Here is a 22035-nt window from a genome sequence, read left to right on the forward strand (position 1 = left end):
CGGGGCAATTCAGCGATACCAAATGCTGAACTGCCTCAATCTCGAAAGGCGGGAGCGATCTTTACTTGTCGCCATAGCGCGCCGAGCCAAGGATCATCTCCGAAGCCTTCTGCCCGATCATCATGCTGGGCGCGTTCGTGTTGCCGCCGATCAGCTTCGGCATGACCGAGGCATCCGCGACCCGGAGCCCCTCCACGCCGCGCACCTTCAGCGTCGCCGGATCGACGACCGCCATTGCGTCCGTTCCCATCTTGCAGGTTCCGACCGGATGATAGACCGTCAGCGCTTCGGCGCGCAGATAGGCGAGGATCTCGTCGTCGCTGCGGACACCCTTGCCCGGCAGCATCTCCTTGCCTCGAACCTCGTCGAACTCGGATGCGGCAAGGATCTTGCGTGCGATCTTGATACCTTCGACAAGCACCATTGCATCGTCTTCATTTGCAAAGAAGCGATGGTCGATGAGGACGTCGCGGCGGGAACTGTCCCGTGACAGCATGATCTCCCCCACGCTCTTCGGTCGGAGCACGCAGGTGTGAACGGCGTAGCCATGGCCATATTCGATCAGCTTGCCGCGATGGCTGCGATAGCCCGGCACGAAGTGGAACTGAATGTCGGGAAGGCCGTTCGCGTGCCTGGTCTTCGCAAAACCGCCGGCCTCGACATAGTTGGTGGTGAGCATGCCCTTGCGGCGCGCGAAATACTGGAAGGGGGCGGCGGCGATACGAGGCAGGTTGGCAAGCGACAGGCCGAGCGTCCTGGTGCTCCTGGAGCGCACGGTGATCATGCCGTCGACATGGTCTTGCAGGTTCTTGCCGACGCCCGGCAAGTCGAAAACCGGCGTGATGCCGATCTGCTTGAGCTCGGCTGCCGGTCCGATGCCGGAGGCCATCAGGATCTTGGGCGAGTTGATGGCGCCGGCCGAAAGCACGATTTCGCGGTTTGCGGCGAGCAGCTTTTGCTGGCGCTCATGCCGCACGCGCATTCCCGCCGCACGTCCTTCGGCAATGACAAGGTCGATCACCTCGCATTCGCTGAGCAGCGTCAGGTTCTTGCGATCGAGCACGGGACGCATGAAGGCGCTGAAGCTGCTGAAGCGCTGGCCCCGGTTCTGCGTGACGTTGTAGATCCCGACGCCGAACTGGCTTTCGGCGTTGAAGTCCGTATTGGCGGGCAGGCCGGCGCTTGTCCCGGCCCTGACGAACATGGCGGAGAGCACGTTCGGATCGCGCGGATTGTCGACCAGCAGCTCGCCGTCGGTGCCGTGGTAGCGCGGGTCCTGGCCGATCAGATTGCGCTCCAGCTTTCTGAACACGGGCAGCACGTCGCTGTAGGCCCAGCCGGCGCAGCCGAGCCCGGCCCACTCGTCGTAGTCTTCGGCGGCGCCGCGAATATAGACCATCGAGTTGATCGAGCTCGATCCGCCCAGCGCCTTGCCGCGGTTGACCGGAATGCTGCGGTTGTTGAGATGGGGCTGCGGCACGCCGACAAAGCAATAGTCGTAGTTCGGGTTGCCATAGAGCGACAGGATGCCTGCCGGCACCTTGACCCGCAGGCTGTTGTCGCTGCCGCCAGCCTCGATCAGGCACACTCTGACCGACGGATCGGCGCTTAGCCGATTGGCCACCACGCAGCCGGCCGAACCAGCGCCGACGACGATGTAGTCATAGCTTTCTGGCTTCATGCCCAGCCCCTCGAGAATGCCGGCGCTCGAGGCAGGGCGGAACGGGTCGCCGTGCAAGCGCATCCCTGTTCCGGAACCAGTTCCGTGCCGACATGTGTCCGCTTCACCGCCGCCTCATGCGGCGGCCCCGATCCGATCGCTGGAACTCTAGGTGCTTCTATCGGTGCGAGAAATTCGGAAATGGTTACGCGTGACTTCGGAGATTCGTTATGGGCGCCCACCGGCACGTGCTGCTACTTGTGAGCGCCAGTAGAGAGGCGGTCGGATGGCGCAACGGCTTGTCCGGGACACGGCGAAATGGGTCGCTCCTGGCTGCATCCACCACCTGCCCGGGATCGGTTGTCATGCCGCGCGGCGAAAGCCGCCGGATGGTCAGAAAAGGGACTGAGCATGTCGGTTGAGACGATAGACACGCTTGTCGTTGGCGGCGGCCAGGCGGGGGTGGCTATGAGCGAGCACCTCGCCAAATGCGGGGTGCCCCATCTCGTTCTCGAACGCGACCGGATTGCCGAGCGCTGGCGCTCGCAACGGTGGGATTCCCTGGTTGCCAATGGCCCGGCCTGGCATGACCGGTTCCCGGGCATGGAGTTTCCTGTTACGGGTCGCGACGGCTTTCCCTCCAAGGAGGAGGTCGCCGACTATTTCGTCGCCTACGCAAAGCAGATCAATGCACCGATCCGCTGCGGCGTGGAGGTCAAGCTCGTACAAAGAAATGTCGGCCGGCCCGGATTCCGCGTCGAGACGTCGGCCGGCGTGATCGAAGCCAACAGCGTCGTCGCCGCGACCGGACCTTTCCAGGTGCCCGTCATTCCGCCCGTCGTTCCCGCGGATGCGGGCATCCTGCAAATCCATTCCAGCGCCTACCGAAACCCTGAGCAGCTGCCAAAAGGCGCTGTGCTGGTGGTCGGAGCGGGGTCCTCGGGCGTGCAGATTGCCGACGAGCTCCAGCGCGCCGGCAAGCGCGTCTACCTCTCGGTCGGCCCGCACGACCGCCCGCCGCGGGCCTATCGCGGGCGCGACTTCTGCTGGTGGCTGGGAGTCCTCGGCAAATGGGACGCCGAAACCCCAGGACCCGGCACGGAGCATGTCACGATCGCGGTGAGCGGCGCGCGCGGCGGCGAGACGATCGATTTCCGCCGGCTGGCCGCGCAGGGGCTTACCTTGGTCGGCATGACCAAGTCGTATCAGGACGGTGTGATGATCTTCGCGCCTGATCTTGCCAAAAACATTGCCCGCGGCGACGCCAGCCTGACGGCACTGCTGGACGAAGCCGATGCCTATGTCGCGCGCAACGGTCTCGACCTCCCGGAAGAGCTCGCCGCTCGCCGGATCGACCCGGATCCGGAGTGCGTGACCAACCCGATCCGCGAGCTCGATCTGGCCGAGGCCGGGATAGCGGCGATCATCTGGGCGACGGGCTTTGCCGTCGATTACAGCTGGTTGAAGGTCGACGCCTTCGACGAAAAGGGCCGGCCAAGGCACCACCGCGGCGTCTCGACGGAGCCCGGGATCTATTTCCTGGGGCTGCCTTGGCAGTCGCGAAGAGGGTCGAGCTTCATCTGGGGCGTATGGCATGACGCCAAACACGTGGCCGACCGCATTTCGACGCAGCGCAAATATATCGCCTACCATGCCGCCGCGAAGCGCGAGCCCGTGGACGCCTGATCAAAGCTGACGACAGCGGCGAGCCCGACCTGATGGAGACCAAGATGGCGCATACGCGAATTCGCACCTTCAACACCAAGGATACCTATCCCGAGCAGAAGCTCGACAATGATCTCTGCCAGGCGGTCGTCACGCGCGGCGGCCGCACCGTCTATCTGCGCGGGCAATGCCCGCAGGATCTCGACACCGCCAGGAACATCGACAGTCACGATCCGGTCGAGCAGACCCACAAGGTCATGCAGAACATCAGGCAGCTCATCGAGGAATGCGGCGGCACGATGGAGCATCTGGTGAAGGTGGTGGTCTACTTGACCGACGTCCGCCATCGCGAAGCCGTCTACCGGACGATGGGCGAATACATCAAGGGCGTCCATCCGGTTTCGACCGGCGTGGTCGTGTCGGCCTTGGCGCGGCCGGAGTGGCTGGTCGAGATCGACGGCACGGCCGTCATTCCGGACTGAGCGCCATGACCTTCTCCATCGTCGCGCGCTGCAGGCGCACGGGCATGTTCGGCGTGGCGGTGTCCTCGTCGTCTCCTGCCGTTGCGGCCCGTTGCGCCTATGCGCAGGCCGGCGTCGGCGCTGTCGCCAGCCAGAACGTCACCGACCCGACGCTTGGGTCCCGGGCATTGGAGCTGATGGCGCGCGGCGCTTCCGCTGCCGAAGCCGTCGCGATCCTGAAGCGCACGGCCGCCTTCAGCGAATACCGGCAGGTCCTGGCAGTCGATGCGGCCGGCGGCAGCGCAATTCATTCGGGGCCGAAAGCGCTCGGCATCTGGGCCGAGGCGCGCGGCGAGGACGTTGCCTGCGGCGGCAACCTGTTGGCAAACGACGGCATCCCGCGTGCGATGGTTGATGCCTTCCTCGCCTCGGAGGGCGATCTCGGCGACCGGCTGATCGTCACGATGCGGGCCGCGCTCGAGGCCGGCGGGGAGGCGGGACCTGTCCGCTCCGCCGGCATGAGGCTGGTGCGCGATGTCTCCTGGCCCGTCGCCGACCTGCGTTGCGACTGGACCGAGGACTGTCCGATCGAGCAACTGGCGAGGCTGTGGGAGATCTACAAGCCCCAGCTCGATGCCTACGTCATCCGCGCCCTCAACCCGTCCGATGCGCCGAGCTACGGCGTTCCCGGTGACGAGTAGTCCCGACAATCCGGAGCCAGCATGAGCGAACTCAGCCATAAGGAATGGGTCGGCAAGGCGTCCGCGATCCGTTTTCGCGACAAGGCGTTCATCGACGGCAAGCCGGTGCCCGCGCGCTCCGGCCGGACGTTCGCCAGCATCAATCCGGCCACGGGAGCGACGCTCGCCGAGGTCGCCTCCTGCGGGGAAGAGGACATCGACCTTGCCGTTGCCGTCGCGCGACGCAGCTTCGAAGCCGGCGTCTGGTCGCGAACGAGCCCGGCGCACCGCAAGGCGGTCCTGTTGCGGCTGGCGGAGTTGCTGCGCGAGAACCTGCAGGAGCTCGCGCTCTTGGAATCGCTGGACATGGGCAAGCTGGTCAAGGATGCCGCCACCATCGACGTGCCGGGTTCGGCGGCGATCTTCCAATGGTACGGCGAAGCGATCGACAAGGTCTATGACGAGGTGGCGCCGACGGGCCAGGGCGACCTCGCGCTGGTGCGGCGCGAGCCGCTCGGGGTGGTGGGCGCCGTCGTGCCGTGGAATTTCCCGCTCGATATGGCGACCTGGAAATGCGCGCCGGCGCTGGCGGCGGGCAATTCGGTGGTGCTGAAACCGGCCGAGCAGTCGCCTTTCTCTGCGCTCAGGCTGGCGGAGCTCGCGATGAAGGCGGGCCTGCCCGCCGGCGTGCTCAATGTCGTGCCCGGTCTCGGCGAGACGGCCGGCCAGGCGCTTGGCCGCCATATGGATGTCGATTGCCTTGCCTTCACCGGCTCGACCGCCGTCGGCAAGATGTTCCTACAGTATTCCGGCCAGTCGAACATGAAGCAGGTCTGGCTGGAGACCGGCGGCAAGAGCCCCAACCTGGTGTTCGCGGATTGCGCCGATCTGGACGCGGCGGCCGACATGGCGGCCTTCGGCATCTTCTTCAACCAGGGCCAGGTATGCTCTGCCAATTCCCGGCTTCTGGTGGAGCGCTGTATCAGGGATGCGCTGGTCGAGAAGCTGGCTGAGCGGGCGGCGGCGACCCAGCCCGGCGACCCCCTCGACCCGGCATCCAGGATGGGCGCGATGGTGGACGCGCGCCACGCCGCGACCGTCATGCGTTTCATCGATGCCGGCAAGAAGTCGGCCCGGCTGGTAACCGGCGGCGGTCGGGTCGCCGTCGATGGGCGAGGCAGCTTCGTGCAGCCCACGATCTTCGACAATGTCGCGCCCGACGACGCGCTTGCCCGCGACGAGATATTCGGTCCGGTGTTGTCGGTCATCGCCTTCGACACCGAAGACGAGGCGCTTCGGATTGCCAACGACAGCGTCTACGGCCTGGCTGCATCGCTGTGGACCGACAGCCTGTCGCGGGCGCATCGCATCGCGGAGAAACTGCGCGTGGGCACGGTTTCGGTGAACACCGTCGATGCGCTGAGTCCGATGACGCCCTTCGGCGGCTTCAAGCAGTCCGGCTTCGGACGCGACCTGTCGCTGCATGCGCTCGACAAATACACCGCGCTGAAGACCACCTGGATCAAGTACTGAGGAGCGACCGCGACTTGATCACCGGGTGCAAACCGGCAACATAGAACCATGCCGCTCCGCTTCACGCTCAGACAACTCGAATACTTCGTCGCCGTCGGCGAAGCCGGTTCGATCGCCAAGGCGGCCGAGCAGGTGAACGTCTCGCCGCCGTCGATCTCGGCGTCGATCGCCCAGCTCGAAGCGGAGTTCGGCGTCCAGCTTTTCGTTCGCAAGCACTCGCATGCGCTTGCGCTGACCGCGGGCGGGCGCCTCTTCCTCAAGGAAGCCGCGCGGCTGCTCAACGATGCGGACGCGCTGCACGACATTGCCGGCGATATCGCGGAAAAGGTGCGCGGACCGCTGGCGATCGGCTGCCTGCTCACTTTCGCGCAGATCGTGCTGCCGGCGTTGCGCCGGAAATTCGAGGATGCCTATCCGGATGTGCGCGTCAGGCAGTTCGAGCGCAACCAGGGGCAATTGTTCGAGATGCTGCAGCGTGGCGAGATAGACGCCGCGCTGACCTACGATCTCGAGCTGTCGCAGGACATGACCTTCGAGCCGCTGATGCAGTTGCCGGCCTATGTGATGCTGCCGGCCGCGCATCGCCTGGCGACAAGAGCCGGCATCACGCCCGAGGAACTGGTCGATGAGCCGATGGTGCTGCTCGATCTGCCTTACAGCCGCGAATATTTCCTGTCGGCTTTTCAGCCCAGGGGACTGCGTCCCAAAATCGCCGAGCGCACCGGCGACATCGCCGTGATGCGTTCGATGGTCGCCAATGGCTTCGGCTACGGCATCGCCAATATGCGGCCGCTCAACACCATGTCGCCGGACGGCAAGCTGCTGGTCTTCGTGCCCCTGCTGGGCGATCTCAGGCCGTTGACCATGGGAATTGCGCTGCCGAACGCCGAGCACCGCACACTCACGGTGCAGGCCTTCATCGACCACTGTCGCCGCTTTGTCGTCGAGCAAGGCGTCTTCGGCACCGAACGCATCGTCAAATGAGCGATATCACGGCCAGCCGTCGGCGAGCCGCGACAGCAGCCTCTCCAGCATCTCGTCGCAACGCCGCAACTGTTCGATGCTGACAAATTCGTCCGGCTTGTGCCCCTGCGCCATGGAGCCGGGACCGCAGACGACGGCCGGCGTGCCGAGATCGCGGCTGAACAATCCGCCTTCCGTGCCGAACGCGACTTTCATGGTGTCGTTGGCGCCGGTCAGCGATTTGACGAAAGCGACTGCTTCCGAAGCGGCCGGCGTGTCGAGGCCCGGATAGGTGTTGGTGATGTCGATGTCGATTGCGGCCTCGGCCGCGATCGAAGCGGCGTCGGCGGCAATGCGGGCAGCGGCGGCGCGAAGCCTGTCGAGGATCCCGGCGGCATCGTCGGCGGCGACGTTGCGGATCTCGAAATCGATCTCGCAAAGGTTGGGCACGATGTTGAGCGCGACGCCGGCGTTGATCTTGCCTACATGGACCGTCGTGTAGGGAATGTCGTAGTCGCCGTCGCGAGCGCCTTCGCGGGCCAGCCGGTCCTGCTCATCGCGTAAGGCGCGCACGAAATCGCAGCCGAGATGGATGGCATTGAGCGCCAGCGGAGCGAGCGCCGAATGGCCTTCGCGTCCCCTGCAGACGGCGCGTGCCGCGAGCTTGCCCTTGTGTCCCGTCGCCACCTGCATGTTGGTCGGCTCGCCGATGATGCACAGCAGCGGGCGTTGCGGCGCAGTGCCCAGCATTTCGATCAGGTCGCGCACGCCGAGACAGCCGACCTCTTCGTCGTAGGAGAGCGCCAGATGCAAGGGCGTCTGAAGCGCCATCTTCGAGGCCTTGAGGCAGGTCGCGAGCGCACAGGCCACAAAACCCTTCATGTCCGCCGCGCCGCGCCCATAGAGCTTGCCGTCGCGCTCGGTCATCGCGAATGGCGGCAGCGTCCAGTTCTGGCCGTCGACCGGAACGACGTCGGTATGGCCGGACAGCATGATGCCGGGCCTGTCGGCCGGTCCGATGGTGGCAATGAGATTGGCCTTATGGCCGTCCGCGCTGTGGAGGATCTCGCAGGCAATGCCGTTCGCGCCGAGCAGGTCCGCAGTATAGCCGATGAGATCGAGGTTCGAGTCGCGGCTCACCGTCGGGAAGGCGATCAGCCGTTCGAGTATCCTGATGCTGTCCATTTCCCTTGCCTCGTTGCCGTTACCGGCTCTGTAACATCGTGCGGCGGCGGTCCTGAAGTCGCATTTGGCTCAGCCCCGGTTCATCGCAGGCTAATCCACGCAAGCGCGATTAGGCGCGTCCTAATCCGCACAGAAGAAATCCGTAGTTTTCCCGCGCCGGCGCCAACTTATGAGTAGTCCCTAGATCGGGATTTCGTTGAATCGTCATCCTGATCTAACTCTTTGTTGGAGCATGATTCCGAAAACCGGTTCCCACTTTTCGGAATCATGCTCAAGGGCAGCGCCAAGCCGGCAGGAAGGAAGCTACATGCGCGACCCACGCTACGACATTCTGTTCGAACCGATGAAGATCGGTCCGGTGACCGCCAAGAACCGCTTCTATCAGGTTCCCCATTGCAATGGCGGCGGCTATCGCGATCCATCGGCCGCTGCCGAGATGCGCCGCATAAAATCCGAAGGCGGATGGGGCGTCATCTTCACCGAGCAGACGGAGATGCACCACACCTCCGAAATCACGCCCTTCATCGAGCTCAGGCTATGGGACGACGCCGACATTCCGGCCTTGGCCAAGATGGCGAGAGCCATGCACGAGCACGGGGCGCTCGCCGGCATACAGCTTGCCTATTCCGGCATCAACGGTCCCAACCTTTACACCAAGGAAGTCCCGCGCGGGCCGTCGGCCCTGCCGATCCGCACCTTCACCAACGATCCGGTGCAGGCGCGCGCCATGGACAAGCAGGATATTAGCGACCTACGCCGCTGGCATCGCAACGCCTTCAAACGCGCCAAGCAGGCGGGTTTCGATCTGGTGTGCCTCTATGGCGCGCATGGCTTCGGCATCATCCAGCATTTCCTGTCGACCGCCACCAACCAGCGCAGCGACGAATATGGCGGCTCGCTGGAAAACCGCTCGCGGTTGATGCGCGAATTGATCGAGGAAGGGCGTGACGCGATCGGCGACACGTGCGGCCTGACGCTCAGGCTGTCGCTGGACGAGATGATCGGCGAGCTTGGCTTCGCCAATTCCGAGGTTCGCGACATGATCGAGATGCATGCCGACCTGCCCGATCTTTGGGACCTCGCCCACGGCGCCTGGGAGGATTGCTCGGGGCCATCGCGCTTCAAGGACGAGGCGGCGCAGGAAAGCCTGGTCTCCGGCATCAAGAAGCTGACCTCAAGGCCGGTCGTCGGCGTCGGCCGCTTCACCTCGCCCGACGTGATGGTCAGGATGATCAGGTCGGGCACGCTCGACTTCATCGGCTGCGCCCGCCCGTCGATCGCCGATCCCTTCCTGCCGAGGAAGGTCGAGGAGGGGCGCATCGAGGACATCCGCGAATGCATCGGCTGCAACATCTGCATCACCGGCGACATGACCATGTCGATCTCGCGCTGCACGCAGAACCCGACCTTCATGGAGGAGTGGCGCAAGGGCTGGCATCCCGAGCGCATCCAGCCCAAGGGCAACAGCGACAGTGTGCTGATCGTCGGCGCCGGGCCCGCCGGACTGGAGGCCGCCCGCGCGCTCGGCCTGCGCGGCTATCAGGTGGCGATCGCGGAAGCGGGCACCGAGCTCGGCGGACGCGTGGCGCGCGAAAGCCTGCTTCCGGGCCTGTCGGCCTGGGGCCGGGTGCGCGACTACCGCCGGTACCAGCTCAGCCAGATGTCAAATGTCGACATCTATTTCGAAAGCCGGCTGACGGCGGACGACATCCTGTCCTTCGGCTTCCAAAACGTCGCGATTGCGACCGGATCGACCTGGCGGCGGGACGGCGTCGCGCGCGCCCATGTCGTGCCGATGCCGATCAATCCCGCCATGCCGGTCTACACGCCGGACGATCTGATGGACGGCCAGGTGCCGGGCGGCAATGTCGTGCTGTTCGACGACGATCACTATTACATGGGCGGCGTGCTCGCCGAGCTGATGGCGCGCCAGGGTGCAAAGGTGACCTTGGTGACCCCGTCGGCCTATGTCTCGGACTGGACCCGCAACACGCTGGAGCAGGGGGCCATCCACCGCCGCCTGGCGGAGCTGGGAATAGATATCGTCCTCAACAGGATCGTCACGAATATCGCTTCAGGCGGCGTCGTCACGGCCTGCGTCTATACCGGCGCGCGCCATGAGCTGACGGCCGACGCGGTCGTCCTGGTCACGTCGCGCAATCAGGACGACGCCGTTTGGCGCGAGCTCAAGACCCGGGAAAACGAGTGGGCCGGCAACGGCATCCGTTCGGTCAAGGTCATCGGCGATGCCGAAGCACCGGGGCCGATCGCCTGGGCAACCTATGCCGGCCACCGCTTCGCCCGCGAGCTGGACGAACGCGACATCGGCGACGCGTTGCCTTTCCGGCGGGAAGTTACGGCGCTGGCGGTCGATTGACGTGGAACTCGATCGCCCCTTCTGCGCGTTTTGCGAGGCGCAAGGTTGCGAGCGCGAGGTTCGGCGGCTATGCCGGGCCCGAGATAGCTGACAGGAAGGCGGAGCCGATGAAAGTTCTTTCCACGTCCAAATCGCATGGCGGCGTCCAGGGCGTCTACTCGCATGCCTCCGAGGTCTGCGCCTGTGACATGACCTTTGCCGTCTTCGCGCCGCCCCAGGCCGCGGAAGGCCATGTGCCGGTGCTCTGGTATCTGTCCGGCCTGACCTGCACCCACGCCAATGTCATGGACAAAGGGGAGTACCGCCGCATGGCTTCCGAGCTAGGGCTCGTCATCGTCTGCCCCGACACGAGCCCGCGCGGCCCTGATGTGCCTGACGAAAAGGACAATTGGCAGTTCGGCTGCGGCGCCAGCTTCTACGTCGACGCCACGCAAGAGCCTTATGTCAGGAACTACCGCATGTACTCCTACCTCACCGAGGAACTGCCGGCGCTGGTCGCCGCCAATTTTCCGGTCGACATGTCACGCCAGTCGATCTTCGGTCATTCGATGGGCGGGCATGGCGCGCTGACGATCGCGCTGAGGAACCCGGACAGGTTCAAGAGCTGCTCGGCCTTCGCGCCGATCGTGCAGCCGACGACGGCGGGCTGGTCGCGGCCGGCGCTCGAGAAATATCTGGGATCAGACGAGAAGAGCTGGCGCGCCTATGACGCCACGCTGCTGATCGAGGACGGCCATCGTTACGGCGAACTGCTCGTCGACCAGGGCACCGCCGACGGATTCCTCCAGGATGGTCTGCGCCCATGGCTGCTCGAGGATGCCTGCGGGAAGGCAGGCATCGCGCTGACGCTGCGGATGCAGGAAGGCTACGATCATTCCTACAATTTCATCTCGACCTTCATGGACGACCATTTGAAGTGGCATGCAGCGCGGCTGGCGAAGTAGGGGAAGCGAGGCGGGGACGGGCGGCAAGTTCGGATCAGAGACGCGGCCCTGCCACCATCCGCGCGACCCGCGCCATGTCCGCGCTCATTTCGCGATCGTCGTCGAGCGGGGCGACCAGCGCGCGCACGGCGGCATAGCTGCGTTGCGGCCCTTCGCCCATGCTGTCGACCACACCGCGCAATTCCACGCCTGTCGCCGCAAAGATCAGTTCCATGGCGACGAGAAAGCGCAGCCGCTCGATGATCCCGGCGGTCTTTGCCACCACCCGCGGCGCCATCGACGACTGGTCCTCGATGCCGTCCGAGACGGCCAGCGGGCTGAGCGACATCGGATTGGCGAGGTGCCGGATCTCGGCCTCCAGTGCCGCCACCGGCTTCTGCAGTTCCGCGTAGCCCTGGCGGCTGCCGCCCCTGGCCGACAGGAAGCGCGGCATTTCCGCCACTGTCGGCGACATCAGCTTCATCGAGCGGTTGGCGGTGGCGACCGCGCAATGCGCGAGCGCCTGGCCGAGCTGTTCCCACGCCAGCGTGAAGGCCGTGAGGTCGAAATTGCCGTTTGAGACGACGCGTTCGGCGGCCGGCAGGATCACCGGGTTGTCGCCCGAATGGCCAAGCTCGATCTCCGTCGCCAGCCTGGCCTGCTCGAACGCATTGAGCAGGCCGCCCCACACCTGCGGCACGCAGCGGAAGCTCAGTGGGTCCTGCAGGCGCCGCGCGGCGTTCTCGTACCAAAGCCCGCTTCCGGCTAGCTCCGCCCTGAGCCGCGCGCCGATCTCGCACTGGCCGAATGCCGGCCGCGCCGCCAAGGCGTCCTCGTCAATGGCCTTGAGGGAGGAGCGGAACGCCTCATAGTTGAGAGCCACGGCCGCCAGCGACCAGTCGGTGAGGCAAGCGACGTCTTCGAGGGCAAGGCACGCCGTTCCGGTCGAAAGGCTGTTTGCGACGATGATGGCGTGGCCGTCCTTTTCGCGCAGGTCGAGCGGCTCGAGCCCGGCAAGGGCGAGCGCCTCGGCCGCCGGCATGACCCTGCCCTGGAACTCGGCCTCGCCGTCGCCGCGCAGCGCCCTTGCCATGTGGCCGAGCGGCGCGAGGTCGGCTGCCCCGATCGAACCCCAGCTAGGGATCACCGGATGGACGCCGGCATTCAGCGCCGCCAACAGGCCGAGAACCACAGGCTCGGAGGTGCCGGTGCCGCCGGCGGCCATGCCGGAAATGCGCGCCGTTAAGAGCGCACGAACGGCTTCGGTCGGCAGGGACGGTCCGGCGCCCATGCTGTGGCTGAGCGGCACGCTGTGCTGGAAGGCGACCAGATCGGCCTCCGCAAGCGGCGTGTCGACACAGGCGCCAAGGCCGGTGGTCACGCCGTAGAGCGGCTTGCCGAGCTGCGTGAGGCGCTCGATGAGCGCGCGGCTGGCGCGGATGCGGCGCATGGCCTCCTCGCCAAGCACAAGACGGGCGTTGCGCCGCGCGATCTCGGCGACATCCACCGCGTTGAGCGGCCTGGCGTCGAGGACTATCACTCTGGCTGTCATGTCCTTGCATCTATCTCATGATCGGCGTCGCGCAAATGTGCCACGCCATCCCTCTGCACTGCGCAGCGTCCGCTGGCCGGGGCAGATGATGCAGCCGCGAACGTCCGATCATTGCAGCGCTCATGCGTCTGGAGTAGTTTAGCTTTTGATTGGATGAGACGCATGCTCGCTGTCGTTATGCATGCGGTCTGCTCCGGTCTCGGCAGATTGTGAACTCTTTAACAGACCTCGGCGCCGCTAGCTGCATTCCTGTGGCCGACAGGTCATAGCAGTTAAGGATTTGCCATGCTGCGATGCTGCGCGTTCCTTGCAGCCTTGGTCCTCATGGGCTTCACGGCGTTCGAAGCTCACGCCGATCGCAGGGTTGCGTTTGTGATCGGCAATTCCGAATACCGCGACATCCCGGCCCTCAAGAACCCGGACAAGGATGCCGAGGATGTGTCGAACACATTCCGCCTGGCCGGCTTCGACGTGTTCGTCGCCAAGGATCTCACCAAGCTTCAGTTCGAGGAGCAGTTCCGCAACTATCTCGCCGCGGCCGACGGCGCCGATCTTGCCGTTGTCTACTATTCCGGCCACGGCTTCCAGATCGGCGGCGAGAACTTCCTGATCCCGGTCGACGCTTCGCTGAAGGCCGCGGCCGACATCGAGGTCCAGGCTATCAAGCTCGACGACGTGCTGCAGCAATTGCGCTCGAAGTCGAAGATCCAGGTGATCATCCTCGATGCCTGCCGCAACAATCCGTTTCCGCGCAAGGACTATTGGCTGAGGGACCAATTGATCGCCGCGGGCGGCACCGGCCTTGCGCAGGTGAAGAGCTCGCTGAACACGCTCATCGCCTTTGCCACCGAGCCTGGCGCGGTCGCTTTCGACGGCTCCGGTGACCTCAGCCCCTTCTCATCCGCCTTTTCCCGCCGAGCGTTGGCGCCGAACCAGGAGATCCGCACGGTGATGGCCGCCGTTCGCCGCGACGTGGTTCAAGCCACCGACGGCAAGCAGGTTCCCTGGGAAAACTCCTCGCTGATCGACGAGGTGGTGCTGATGCGCCGCGCCAGCCGCCCGGCGCTGCCGCCGGTGCTGGAGAAAGTCGTGCCGTCGGGCGTCGGCCCCGTCGCGCTCGACCTGCCGGAGCCGGTCGATGTCGACGGCGGCGCGATCACCGTCAGCATCGAAAGGCCGCCGGCGCTTGGACGTCTGATGCTCGACGGCAAGCCTGTCGCGACCGGCGAGCCGATCGCCGGCAAGGACCTGCCGCGCCTTGCGATGGACGTGCCGAAGAGTTCCGGCGCGCAGGAAGAGGTCGATATGCTGGCCTATGCCACGCGCGACAACTGGGGCGGCGAATCCAAGGGCATCCTGGTGTTCCGCGTCAAGAACGGGGACGCCGCCGAAGGTAAGCAGCTCGTGGCCTCGCTCGAGGCCGAGCAGAAGCAGCAGGTGCTGGAGCGCGGCATCCACATCACCGGCGCGGCCGAGGCGATCGAGAACCGCGACATCAGCGTCCCGGTCGGTGTCGGCCCGGTGCCGCTGAAGCTCGATTTCCCGACCAAGGATCCCGCCGTCAGCCTGAAGCTCGCGAGTTATCCGGCTACGGGAACGTTGTCCTTGCCGGATCGGACGCTGTCTCCCGATTCCAGCCTGATGGCCGATGAAGTCGACCACTTGCGCTACGAACCCCAGATAGGCGCCGTCAAGCCACTGATAGTCGGCTTCGAAATCAGGGCCGACAACGCGTCGTCAAAGCCGGCGACGATGAAGCTGTCGCCAAGCGTTGAGCCATGCGACAGGGAGGCCGGCGAGCCTCTCGACCTGCAGGGCGTCGTCCCGGGCCTGCTGCCGAACGAAATCAGCAGCAACGCCGTGGATGTCTGCCGGGCGGCGGTGAAAGCCTATCCGGACGTCGCTCGCTTCCGCTACGAGCTCGGACGGGCGCTGCTTGCGGTCGGCAAGGTCGACGAGGCCAAGAAGGCGATCCAGCAGGCCGCCGACAAGGGGCACGTCCGCGCCGTGTTCGAGCTCGGCTACCTAAACGCGACGGGAACGGGGATGCCCGCCAACCGCAAGCAGGCCAACACCTTCTACGCGGCGGCGTCCGACAAGGGCGATCCCTATGGGATGACCTCGTGGGGTCGCGCCTTGTTCAACGGCTATGGCGTCGAGCGTAACACCACCAAGGGGCTGGACCTGCTGCTCAAGGCGGCGGCGATGGGGCACACCTATGCCATGAACGATCTCGCCGCAATCTTCACGGAAGGTCGTAACGGCGTGCCCGCCGATCCGGCTCGCGCCGTGGCCTTCCTCAAGGCTGGCGTCGAGCGGCAGGACATGTATTCGATGAACCTGCTCGGCCGCAACTATCTCGCCGGCACCGGGGTCGAGAAGGACCCCAAGACGGCACTCTCGCTCTTCCAAAAGTCCATGGATCTCGGCCAGCCCTACGCTCCCGGCAGCCTTGCGCGCATGTACAGGGACGGTGTCGGCGTGCCGCAGGATCTTGCCGAAGCGCAAAGGCTGTTCGAGCTGGCGACCGATCGCGGCGATCAGTCGGCTGCGTATGATCGCGCGGCTCTGGAGATGCTGCGGGGCGACAAGGCCGACCAGGCGGTGGCGGTGCGCTACCTTGCTTTCGCGGCCGCGCTCGACCTTCACAACGAAATTCCCGACGCAAAAGCCACGCTGGCGAAGTTCGGAGCCAAGGCGAAAACGGTGGCCTTGAAGCAGCTGCGTGGGGAACTCAAATCGAAGATTTCGGCGGACGGCTCGTTGGACGACCAACTGGTCAAGACGGCCAGGGCGGTCTGGGAACAAGCCAATCCGCGCCGGGACTTGTTCTGATCAACAAGGAGGCAATGTGGTGGGCTGGGCATCGAAACAGGCAATCGTCGCAACAATCCTATCCGGTGCTCTGGCTGTCACGGGGTGCACGACCGTGATGCCCAGGGTCGAGCCGACCCCGACGGTGAAGCACAAGACCAAGGTCGTTCGCACGACTACCGCGCCAAAGGTCGTCAAGCAGAAGAAGGTCACCGCTAAGAAACTGATCAAGCCCGTTCAGGAAGAAACCACACCCGTCGTCGTCAAACCTGTTTTGGGAGGTGGCAGCGGTGGAGGTGGCGGCGGTGGAGGTGGCGGCTGGGGCGGATGAGGGTTCGACAGCAGGCGAGTCGGTCGCTGGGGTTTTCTTCGTTCTTTGACTTGCTATCGTCGCACTCCGCTTCTGTCCTGGCACCATTTCTGCGATCTCGACTTTAGGCATGGAGCGTGGCCGCAGCCGCTCGCCAAGCAAGCGCGGGTACTCTATGCTCCCATCTCGTGCCGGTATCGAGATCGGGTTGTCCTTGGGGGGCGTTCCATGGTCGAAGTCGTTGCATTCTGGCCGAAGCGGGCGAGCGCCGCCGCGCGGGCCGCGGGTCTCATCGTCGCCGCGCTGGTCGCTTTGCTGCTGTTCGAGCCGCAAGCCGCCAAGGCCGCGCCGAACTGGACGCTCGATCCTTCCGCCTCGGTACTGACCTATCAGTCGGTCAAGAAGAACACGATCGTCGAGACCAACAAGATCCGCAACATCACCGGCACGCTGAGCGCGGCCGGTGACGCAAAGATCAGTTTCGACCTCAATTCTGTCGACACCGGCGTCGACCTCCGCAACGTCCGCATGCGCTTCCTGTTTTTCGAGACCTTCAAGTACCCGACGGCCGAATTGACGGCCAAGGTGGACCCGGCCGCATTCGCCGACCTGCCGACAAAACGCAGGATCAAGGCGACCCTGCCGTTCCGCCTCCGCCTGCACGGCGTCGACAAGGACCTCGAGGCCAGCATCGTCATCACCATGATCAGCGACACCCAGGTCTCCGTCGCTTCGGAAGCGCCCGTCGCGGTCCATGTCGAGGACTTCGGCCTGCTGCCCAACATCGACAAGCTGCAGCAGGCGGCCAATGTCACCAACATCGTGCCGACCGCCTCGGTGTCCTTCGATTTCGTCTTCACCGCCGATGGCAGCAAGCCGGCCGCTGTTCAGACCGTGGCGGCAAGTGCTGCCGACGTCGGGCCGGTCGCCACCGATGCGGCGAAAGCGAATTTCAGCGACGAGGAGTGTCTCAACAGGTTTGCCGTGCTCTCGCGCACCGGCGCCATCTACTTCCGGCAGGCGAGCGCAAGGCTAGATGCCAAGAGCCGCCCGCTGCTGGCGGAGGTCGAAGGCGTCGTCGGCAAATGCCCGGCCCTCAAGGTCGAGGTGTCCGGCCACACCGACTCCGACGGATCGCCCGAGGCGAACAAGGCGCTGTCCGAGCGGCGGGCCCAGGCGGTTGCCGACGCGCTGGTCGCCGACGGCGTGCCGCACAACCAGGTCAGCGCCGCCGGCTATGGCGAGGAACGGCCGGTGGCCGCCAACGACACGCCCAGGAACAAGGCACTTAACCGGCGGATCGAATTCTCCGCCACCAAGCTTGCGAACTGAGGTCGCGGGTGGGCCCCGACTCGATCGCCCGTTGCGGCCGCCTGCTTCGGGCCGCTGGCCTTGCGGTGCTTGCCGTGTTCCTGACTTTGACCGCCGCCAGCGCCGAGCGCCGCGTCGCGCTCGTGCTGGGCAACTCGCAATACCAGCATGCGGCGCCGCTTACCAACCCGGCGCGTGACGCTGAGGCCATGGCGGAGCGCCTGCAGAACCTGGGCTTCGAGGTGGTCTCCGGTTTCGATCTCACCAAGCAGCAGACGCAGACCACGGTCGCCCAATTCGCCAAGCAGGTGCGCGGTGCCGACATCGCGCTGTTCTTCTACGCCGGCCACGGCCTGCAGGTCGCGGGCAAGAATTACCTGCTTCCAGTCGATGCCGCGCTCGAGGACGAAACCTCGCTCGATTTCGAGGCAGTGTCGGTCGATTTCGTCCTGCGCCAGATGTCGCGCGAGACCAGCATCAGGCTGGTGTTCCTCGATGCCTGCCGGGACAACCCGCTTGCCGAGGTGCTGGCCAGGACCGCTGGCGTCAAGGGTGCAAGCAGCGGCCTTGCCGAAATACCGATCGAGAATGGCGGCGCCGGCACGCTCGTCGCCTTCGCCGCCAGCCCGAACCAGCTTGCCTTCGATGGATCGGGCGAGCACTCGCCGTTCACCGCGGCACTGATCCAGCACATAGGCGAATCCAACATCTCCATCACCGAGGCTATGAACAGGGTCACCAGCGACGTCTTCAAGGCGACGGCCGGCAAGCAGCGCCCCTGGATCAATGTCTCGCTGACCACCGAGGTCGTCCTGCACAGGGTCGATCTCAACGCGCCGCTGATCGTTGGCGAGGCGAGTGTTCCGCAGGCCGAAGCGGGCTCCGACACGCGCAACACCGGAGCAGCATCGGGCCTGGGCGACGACCAGCTTGCGCTCAACCTGTTGCGTCAGAAGATCCCGAAACTGGCGACCGACGAGCCGATCCTTTTCGATCACCCGGTCAAGTTCGGCGATCCGGCCATCGACGGCAAGAGCATCGCCCAACTGATCAAGGGCAAGCCGCTGTTCAGCCCGGTGGAGGGTCTCGACAAGTCGGTTTGGGAGGACAAGCACTGCGACGGCTGCCACGAATGGAACGAGGCCCGTCTGTGCGATCAGGCGAAGAATTTCGCCGCCAACGATGTCTCGGTGCTGCGCCTGCAGCACCCTCTGGGAACCCGCTTCAAGGTGGCGCTGGCCAGATGGGCGCAAGGCGGCTGCAAGTGAGAGCGGGTGTCTGACTGCCTCGGGCCTAATAGGCGTCGGCCGATTGCTGCTGCGCCTCCATCTCCGCCATCTGGATGCCCATCTCGACGAAAGCCGAAAGCACGGCAAACCGATCCGCGAGCGACACCCGCGCAAGGCCTGCCAGAATCCCTGCGCTGACGGCATGGGCGGTCGGAAATCCGGCCGCTGCTTGATCGATGGTCGAACCGCTGTCGCGCCAGCCCGCCGCCAGGGCGATCCACGAAGCGGGCGTCACCGGCGGCACCTCCACGGCCTGGGCTACCGCCGCGCGATGGTCGGGATTGCCGGGTTCGCCGACCCAGTCGCCGACGAGCGCCAGCAATTCGAGATCCCTGTCGCCGAGGAGTTCGGCAAGGTTGCTCAGGCACTCATGCGCCCACCAGACCGCGGCCCGCTCGGGCAGCAGATAGGCGCAGAAGGTGATTGCCTCCTCGGGCACGCGCCCGGCCAGCAGCGTGCGGCAAAACTCGATCGAAGGCTGGTCGGTCGGGGCCGCCTTCATATCCCGGGCGACGGCAGGGCAAGCGCTGAACAGATCCCGCGCCGTCCTGAACCGGAGCCCGTTGGCCATGGCCGCCCGCCCTCACTTGTGCATGTCGCCCAAAGTGCGCAGCGGTTTTGGGAAAAACGACATGCAAAAACAAAAGTCCTAAAGCGCGTCGCCTGGATCCGTTTCAGCGCGACGCGCTTTAGGAATAGAGCTACTGAAACCCCGGCGGGGGCGTTGGTCAAGCCTCAGCCTAGCAAATGACGGCCGCTCGCAGCGTGTGTTTGTTCACAGACAATCGCCGTGAAATTTGGTATCGTTCGGCTGATGCATGTCGCCCAAAACTGTGCAGCGGTTTTGGGGAAACGATACGCATGAAATGAAGACTCAAAGCGCGGCGCCGCGCTTTGACGAGATCCGCTCAAACAGGAGTAACGGTCATGCGGTGGGCGAGCTCAGCCTTTGCATTGGCGGCCGTGCTTTTCTCGACGCACGTTTCCGCTGATCCGCTTCAGAAATCCGAAGACATCGTGAAGTTCTTCACCGGCCAGGGCAATCTCGGCGCGTCGCGCGGGATCTGCGTCGGCACCGAGGAAGAGTGCAAGAGCAAGAACGACAAGAACGCGGCCCCCGACAAAACCGGGCTCGATATGATGATCAATTTCGGGCTGGATTCCGCTCAGCTCGATCAGACCGCGCGCGCCGAACTCGACGAGTTCGCCAAGGCGCTGAAGGACAACCGGCTGAGCACGTTCAGCTTCGTGGTCGAAGGGCATACCGACGCTTCCGGCCCGGATCGCTACAATCAAAATCTGTCGCAGCGCAGGGCGAAGTCGGTAGCCGCCTTCCTGACCGCGAACGGCGTTCACCCCGACCGGCTCGAAGCGATCGGCCTGGGCAAATCGCACCCACGCGTTGCCAACCCTTATGATCCGGTCAACCGCCGGGTTGAGATGCGGATCAGGACGGAATAAGCCGCCGGCAGAAAGTCATTCGCGCCGCAACGGCGATCAACGGGAGCCCGGCAAAACGGCCGGCTCCCGTTTTTATCAGGGCTTGTGGAGCGCGCCACCCACCGCGATACCGGTGCCGAAGATCAGCGCCTTGGTCAGGAAGTCGTTGTTGTCGTTGGGCGGTGGGGCTTCCTCGCCAACCATGGTGTCGGTGTTGCGTCTCCTGACAACTTGCTGCTGCTTCCTGCGCGGCTTTTCCGCCACGGGCTTGAGCGTGCGGGTCTTCTGCACCACCGGCTTCTTGGGCTGCGCCGTGCGGGCCTGGTCGGCGGCTTGGTTGGCGCGGATCGCGTCCATCATCGGGTCGGTCTGGATCGCCAGGAACGCCAGCTGCTCGCGGGTCAGAAAAGTGGTCTGTGGCAGGCCGTTCTTGCCCTGCCAGACGCCGATTGCCTGGCGCGTCTTTGGGCCGATATTGCCGTCGACCTGGCCAAGCTCGTTGCCCAGCGCCTCGATGCGCAGCTGCAGGTCGATGCGGCCGTTGCGATCGAGGCCGATCGCGCCTTCCGTCTGTTCCGTGCCTGGCGTCCGCTTCATCTCGTCGGTGATGCCGACCGAGGTTCGAACAGCCGAGCCTGAATTGGCGTTTGCTGTGTCCGTGTCGAGAGTCGCGACCTGCTTGTCGGCCTTCGGATCCTTCAACTGATCGATGTTGAGCTTGGCCACGGTGGCGAAGCGGCCGTTCGGGAACTGTTCGAGATAGGCCTCGTAATACGGAATGGCGTTCTTCTTCGAAGCCTCGTCCCAAAGGCGCTGCTCGACCTCCCAGGACGGCGGCTCGCTGACCACGGGAGCGGGGGCGGGCGCCGCTGTTGTTTTGGCTGCGTCGGCCACGGGCGCCGCGCCCGTCGCGGCTTCCTGCTTGCCGAGGAAAACCTCGCGTCCCAGCGATGCATTGTGCCATGGCCGCTGACGGCCTTGCGTGGCTTCCGTCACCTCGCCGCGCACCCGTGTCAAGGCGCTCTGGATCTCGACGCCGGGTTCGGTCAGGTGCTTGGCGAGAGCTAACGAGTAGGGGCTGTCGACGCCGTTGCCGTCGAAGGCGATCGCGCCGGGGTCCGTTGCATAGGCGATAAGCACGCCGCCCGTGCCGACGCCGTCCGCTTTCGCTTCGACCGGCGCCAGGCCGGCGCCGAGCGAGCGGCTCTTCGGCAGCGAGGCGGCCAGCGTCCTTGCCAGCGGATTGTCGCGGCAGGCGTCGAGGATGATGACGCCGACCGCCGGGTCGGGCGGCAGCGCCGCCATGAACTCGTCGATCTGCACGGTGCGGGTCTTGAGATAGGCCGGCGACGTCAGCTCCGCATCCACCGGAATGAGATAGTTCTTGCCGTCGACCTGCATGCCGTGGCCAGCATAGAAGATGACGGCGAGATCGGCGTTATAGGATTCTTCCGTGAACCGGCTGATCAGGCTGTGCATGCCTTGATTGTCCTGGTCGACGCCTTCGATCACCTCGAAGCCGGCATTGCGCAGCGTCGATGCGATGAGGTGTGCGTCGTTGGCCGGGTTGGGCAACGGCACGGCGTTGACATATTTGCTGTTGCCGATGACCAGCGCGACGCGCTCGGCGGCGTCTGGCGTGGCGGCCTCGGCGCCGAACGCGGCAAGGACAAACAGGATAAATCCACTCACAAGGACGGCGAACGTTTTCATGGACCGGCCCTCCGCCCCTTCGGGGCGCGCTATCGGTGTCTGCGCATGCTAAATTTCGCTTCTGCCAAAACTGGCTCTTGGGCGTATGTGATCCCGACCACAGTCTTGGTTCACAAAGAGCCCGAAAAAGTGAGTTATGACAACATCAGGCGGCAGCGA

General features: G+C 65.0%; 17 protein-coding genes. 12 read left to right on the forward strand and 5 right to left on the reverse strand.

Annotated elements, in window-relative coordinates:
• Window positions 1–61: 61 nt before the first annotated feature.
• Window positions 62–1681, reverse strand: a complete 1620-nt coding sequence (locus AU465_RS25580; RefSeq protein ID WP_192254684.1) for a GMC family oxidoreductase — start codon at window positions 1679–1681, stop codon at window positions 62–64.
• 390 nt (window positions 1682–2071) lie between these two features.
• On the opposite strand from AU465_RS25580, the gene AU465_RS25585 reads away from it, so the two are divergent.
• From AU465_RS25585 to AU465_RS25605, 5 genes are read left to right on the forward strand one after another with little or no spacing between them, the layout of a single operon-like run.
• Complete coding sequence (locus AU465_RS25585; RefSeq protein ID WP_192254447.1) at window positions 2072–3346, forward strand: flavin-containing monooxygenase; 1275 nt, start codon at window positions 2072–2074, stop codon at window positions 3344–3346.
• Window positions 3347–3390: 44 nt separating this feature from the next.
• Complete coding sequence (locus tag AU465_RS25590; RefSeq protein WP_192254449.1) at window positions 3391–3807, forward strand: RidA family protein; 417 nt, start codon at window positions 3391–3393, stop codon at window positions 3805–3807.
• Between the two features lie 5 nt (window positions 3808–3812).
• Window positions 3813–4487, forward strand: coding sequence for a DUF1028 domain-containing protein (locus AU465_RS25595; protein WP_192254451.1), 675 nt, complete (start codon window positions 3813–3815; stop codon window positions 4485–4487).
• 21 nt (window positions 4488–4508) lie between these two features.
• The gene (locus AU465_RS25600; RefSeq protein ID WP_192254453.1) at window positions 4509–5999 is read left to right on the forward strand and encodes an aldehyde dehydrogenase; all 1491 of its coding nucleotides are present in this window, start codon (window positions 4509–4511) and stop codon (window positions 5997–5999) included.
• 48 nt (window positions 6000–6047) lie between these two features.
• Window positions 6048–6983, forward strand: a complete 936-nt coding sequence (locus AU465_RS25605) for a LysR family transcriptional regulator (protein WP_192254455.1) — start codon at window positions 6048–6050, stop codon at window positions 6981–6983.
• Window positions 6984–6989: 6 nt separating this feature from the next.
• Here AU465_RS25605 and argE read toward each other — a convergent pair whose 3' ends face one another.
• Window positions 6990–8147: an acetylornithine deacetylase gene (gene argE, locus AU465_RS25610; RefSeq protein WP_192254457.1), complete on the reverse strand. Its 1158-nt coding sequence runs from the start codon at window positions 8145–8147 to the stop codon at window positions 6990–6992.
• A gap of 307 nt (window positions 8148–8454) precedes the next feature.
• On the opposite strand from argE, the gene AU465_RS25615 reads away from it, so the two are divergent.
• A complete protein-coding gene (locus tag AU465_RS25615) occupies window positions 8455–10524 on the forward strand; it encodes an oxidoreductase (RefSeq protein WP_192254458.1) in 2070 nt (689 codons plus the stop codon).
• A gap of 107 nt (window positions 10525–10631) precedes the next feature.
• The gene (gene fghA, locus AU465_RS25620) at window positions 10632–11468 is read left to right on the forward strand and encodes an S-formylglutathione hydrolase (RefSeq protein ID WP_192254460.1); all 837 of its coding nucleotides are present in this window, start codon (window positions 10632–10634) and stop codon (window positions 11466–11468) included.
• Between the two features lie 34 nt (window positions 11469–11502).
• On the opposite strand, the gene AU465_RS25625 is transcribed toward fghA, so the two are convergent.
• The gene (locus AU465_RS25625; protein WP_192254462.1) at window positions 11503–12999 is read right to left on the reverse strand and encodes an HAL/PAL/TAL family ammonia-lyase; all 1497 of its coding nucleotides are present in this window, start codon (window positions 12997–12999) and stop codon (window positions 11503–11505) included.
• Between the two features lie 285 nt (window positions 13000–13284).
• Here AU465_RS25625 and AU465_RS25630 point away from each other — a divergent pair, with 285 nt between their 5' ends.
• The 4 genes from AU465_RS25630 (at window position 13285) to AU465_RS25645 (ending at window position 18702) form a co-directional block, all read left to right on the forward strand.
• Window positions 13285–15834 (forward strand): caspase family protein, encoded by a 2550-nt coding sequence (locus tag AU465_RS25630; protein ID WP_192254464.1) that lies wholly within the window; start codon window positions 13285–13287, stop codon window positions 15832–15834.
• Between the two features lie 19 nt (window positions 15835–15853).
• The gene (locus AU465_RS25635; protein ID WP_312891312.1) at window positions 15854–16144 is read left to right on the forward strand and encodes a hypothetical protein; all 291 of its coding nucleotides are present in this window, start codon (window positions 15854–15856) and stop codon (window positions 16142–16144) included.
• Between the two features lie 207 nt (window positions 16145–16351).
• A complete protein-coding gene (locus AU465_RS25640) occupies window positions 16352–17455 on the forward strand; it encodes an OmpA family protein (protein WP_192254468.1) in 1104 nt (367 codons plus the stop codon).
• Window positions 17456–17463: 8 nt separating this feature from the next.
• The gene (locus tag AU465_RS25645) at window positions 17464–18702 is read left to right on the forward strand and encodes a caspase family protein (protein WP_312891313.1); all 1239 of its coding nucleotides are present in this window, start codon (window positions 17464–17466) and stop codon (window positions 18700–18702) included.
• Window positions 18703–18727: 25 nt separating this feature from the next.
• Here AU465_RS25645 and AU465_RS25650 read toward each other — a convergent pair whose 3' ends face one another.
• Window positions 18728–19294 (reverse strand): DUF6931 family protein, encoded by a 567-nt coding sequence (locus tag AU465_RS25650; protein ID WP_192254470.1) that lies wholly within the window; start codon window positions 19292–19294, stop codon window positions 18728–18730.
• A 356-nt stretch (window positions 19295–19650) separates the two neighbouring features.
• Between AU465_RS25650 and AU465_RS25655 the strand changes: the two genes are divergently transcribed.
• Window positions 19651–20184, forward strand: a complete 534-nt coding sequence (locus AU465_RS25655) for an OmpA family protein (RefSeq protein WP_192254472.1) — start codon at window positions 19651–19653, stop codon at window positions 20182–20184.
• Window positions 20185–20259: 75 nt separating this feature from the next.
• Here AU465_RS25655 and AU465_RS25660 read toward each other — a convergent pair whose 3' ends face one another.
• Window positions 20260–21876: a caspase family protein gene (locus AU465_RS25660; protein WP_192254474.1), complete on the reverse strand. Its 1617-nt coding sequence runs from the start codon at window positions 21874–21876 to the stop codon at window positions 20260–20262.
• Window positions 21877–22035: the final 159 nt, after the last annotated feature.

The organism is Mesorhizobium silamurunense (genome assembly GCF_014843905.1).
GTDB lineage: Bacteria > Pseudomonadota > Alphaproteobacteria > Rhizobiales > Rhizobiaceae > Mesorhizobium > Mesorhizobium silamurunense.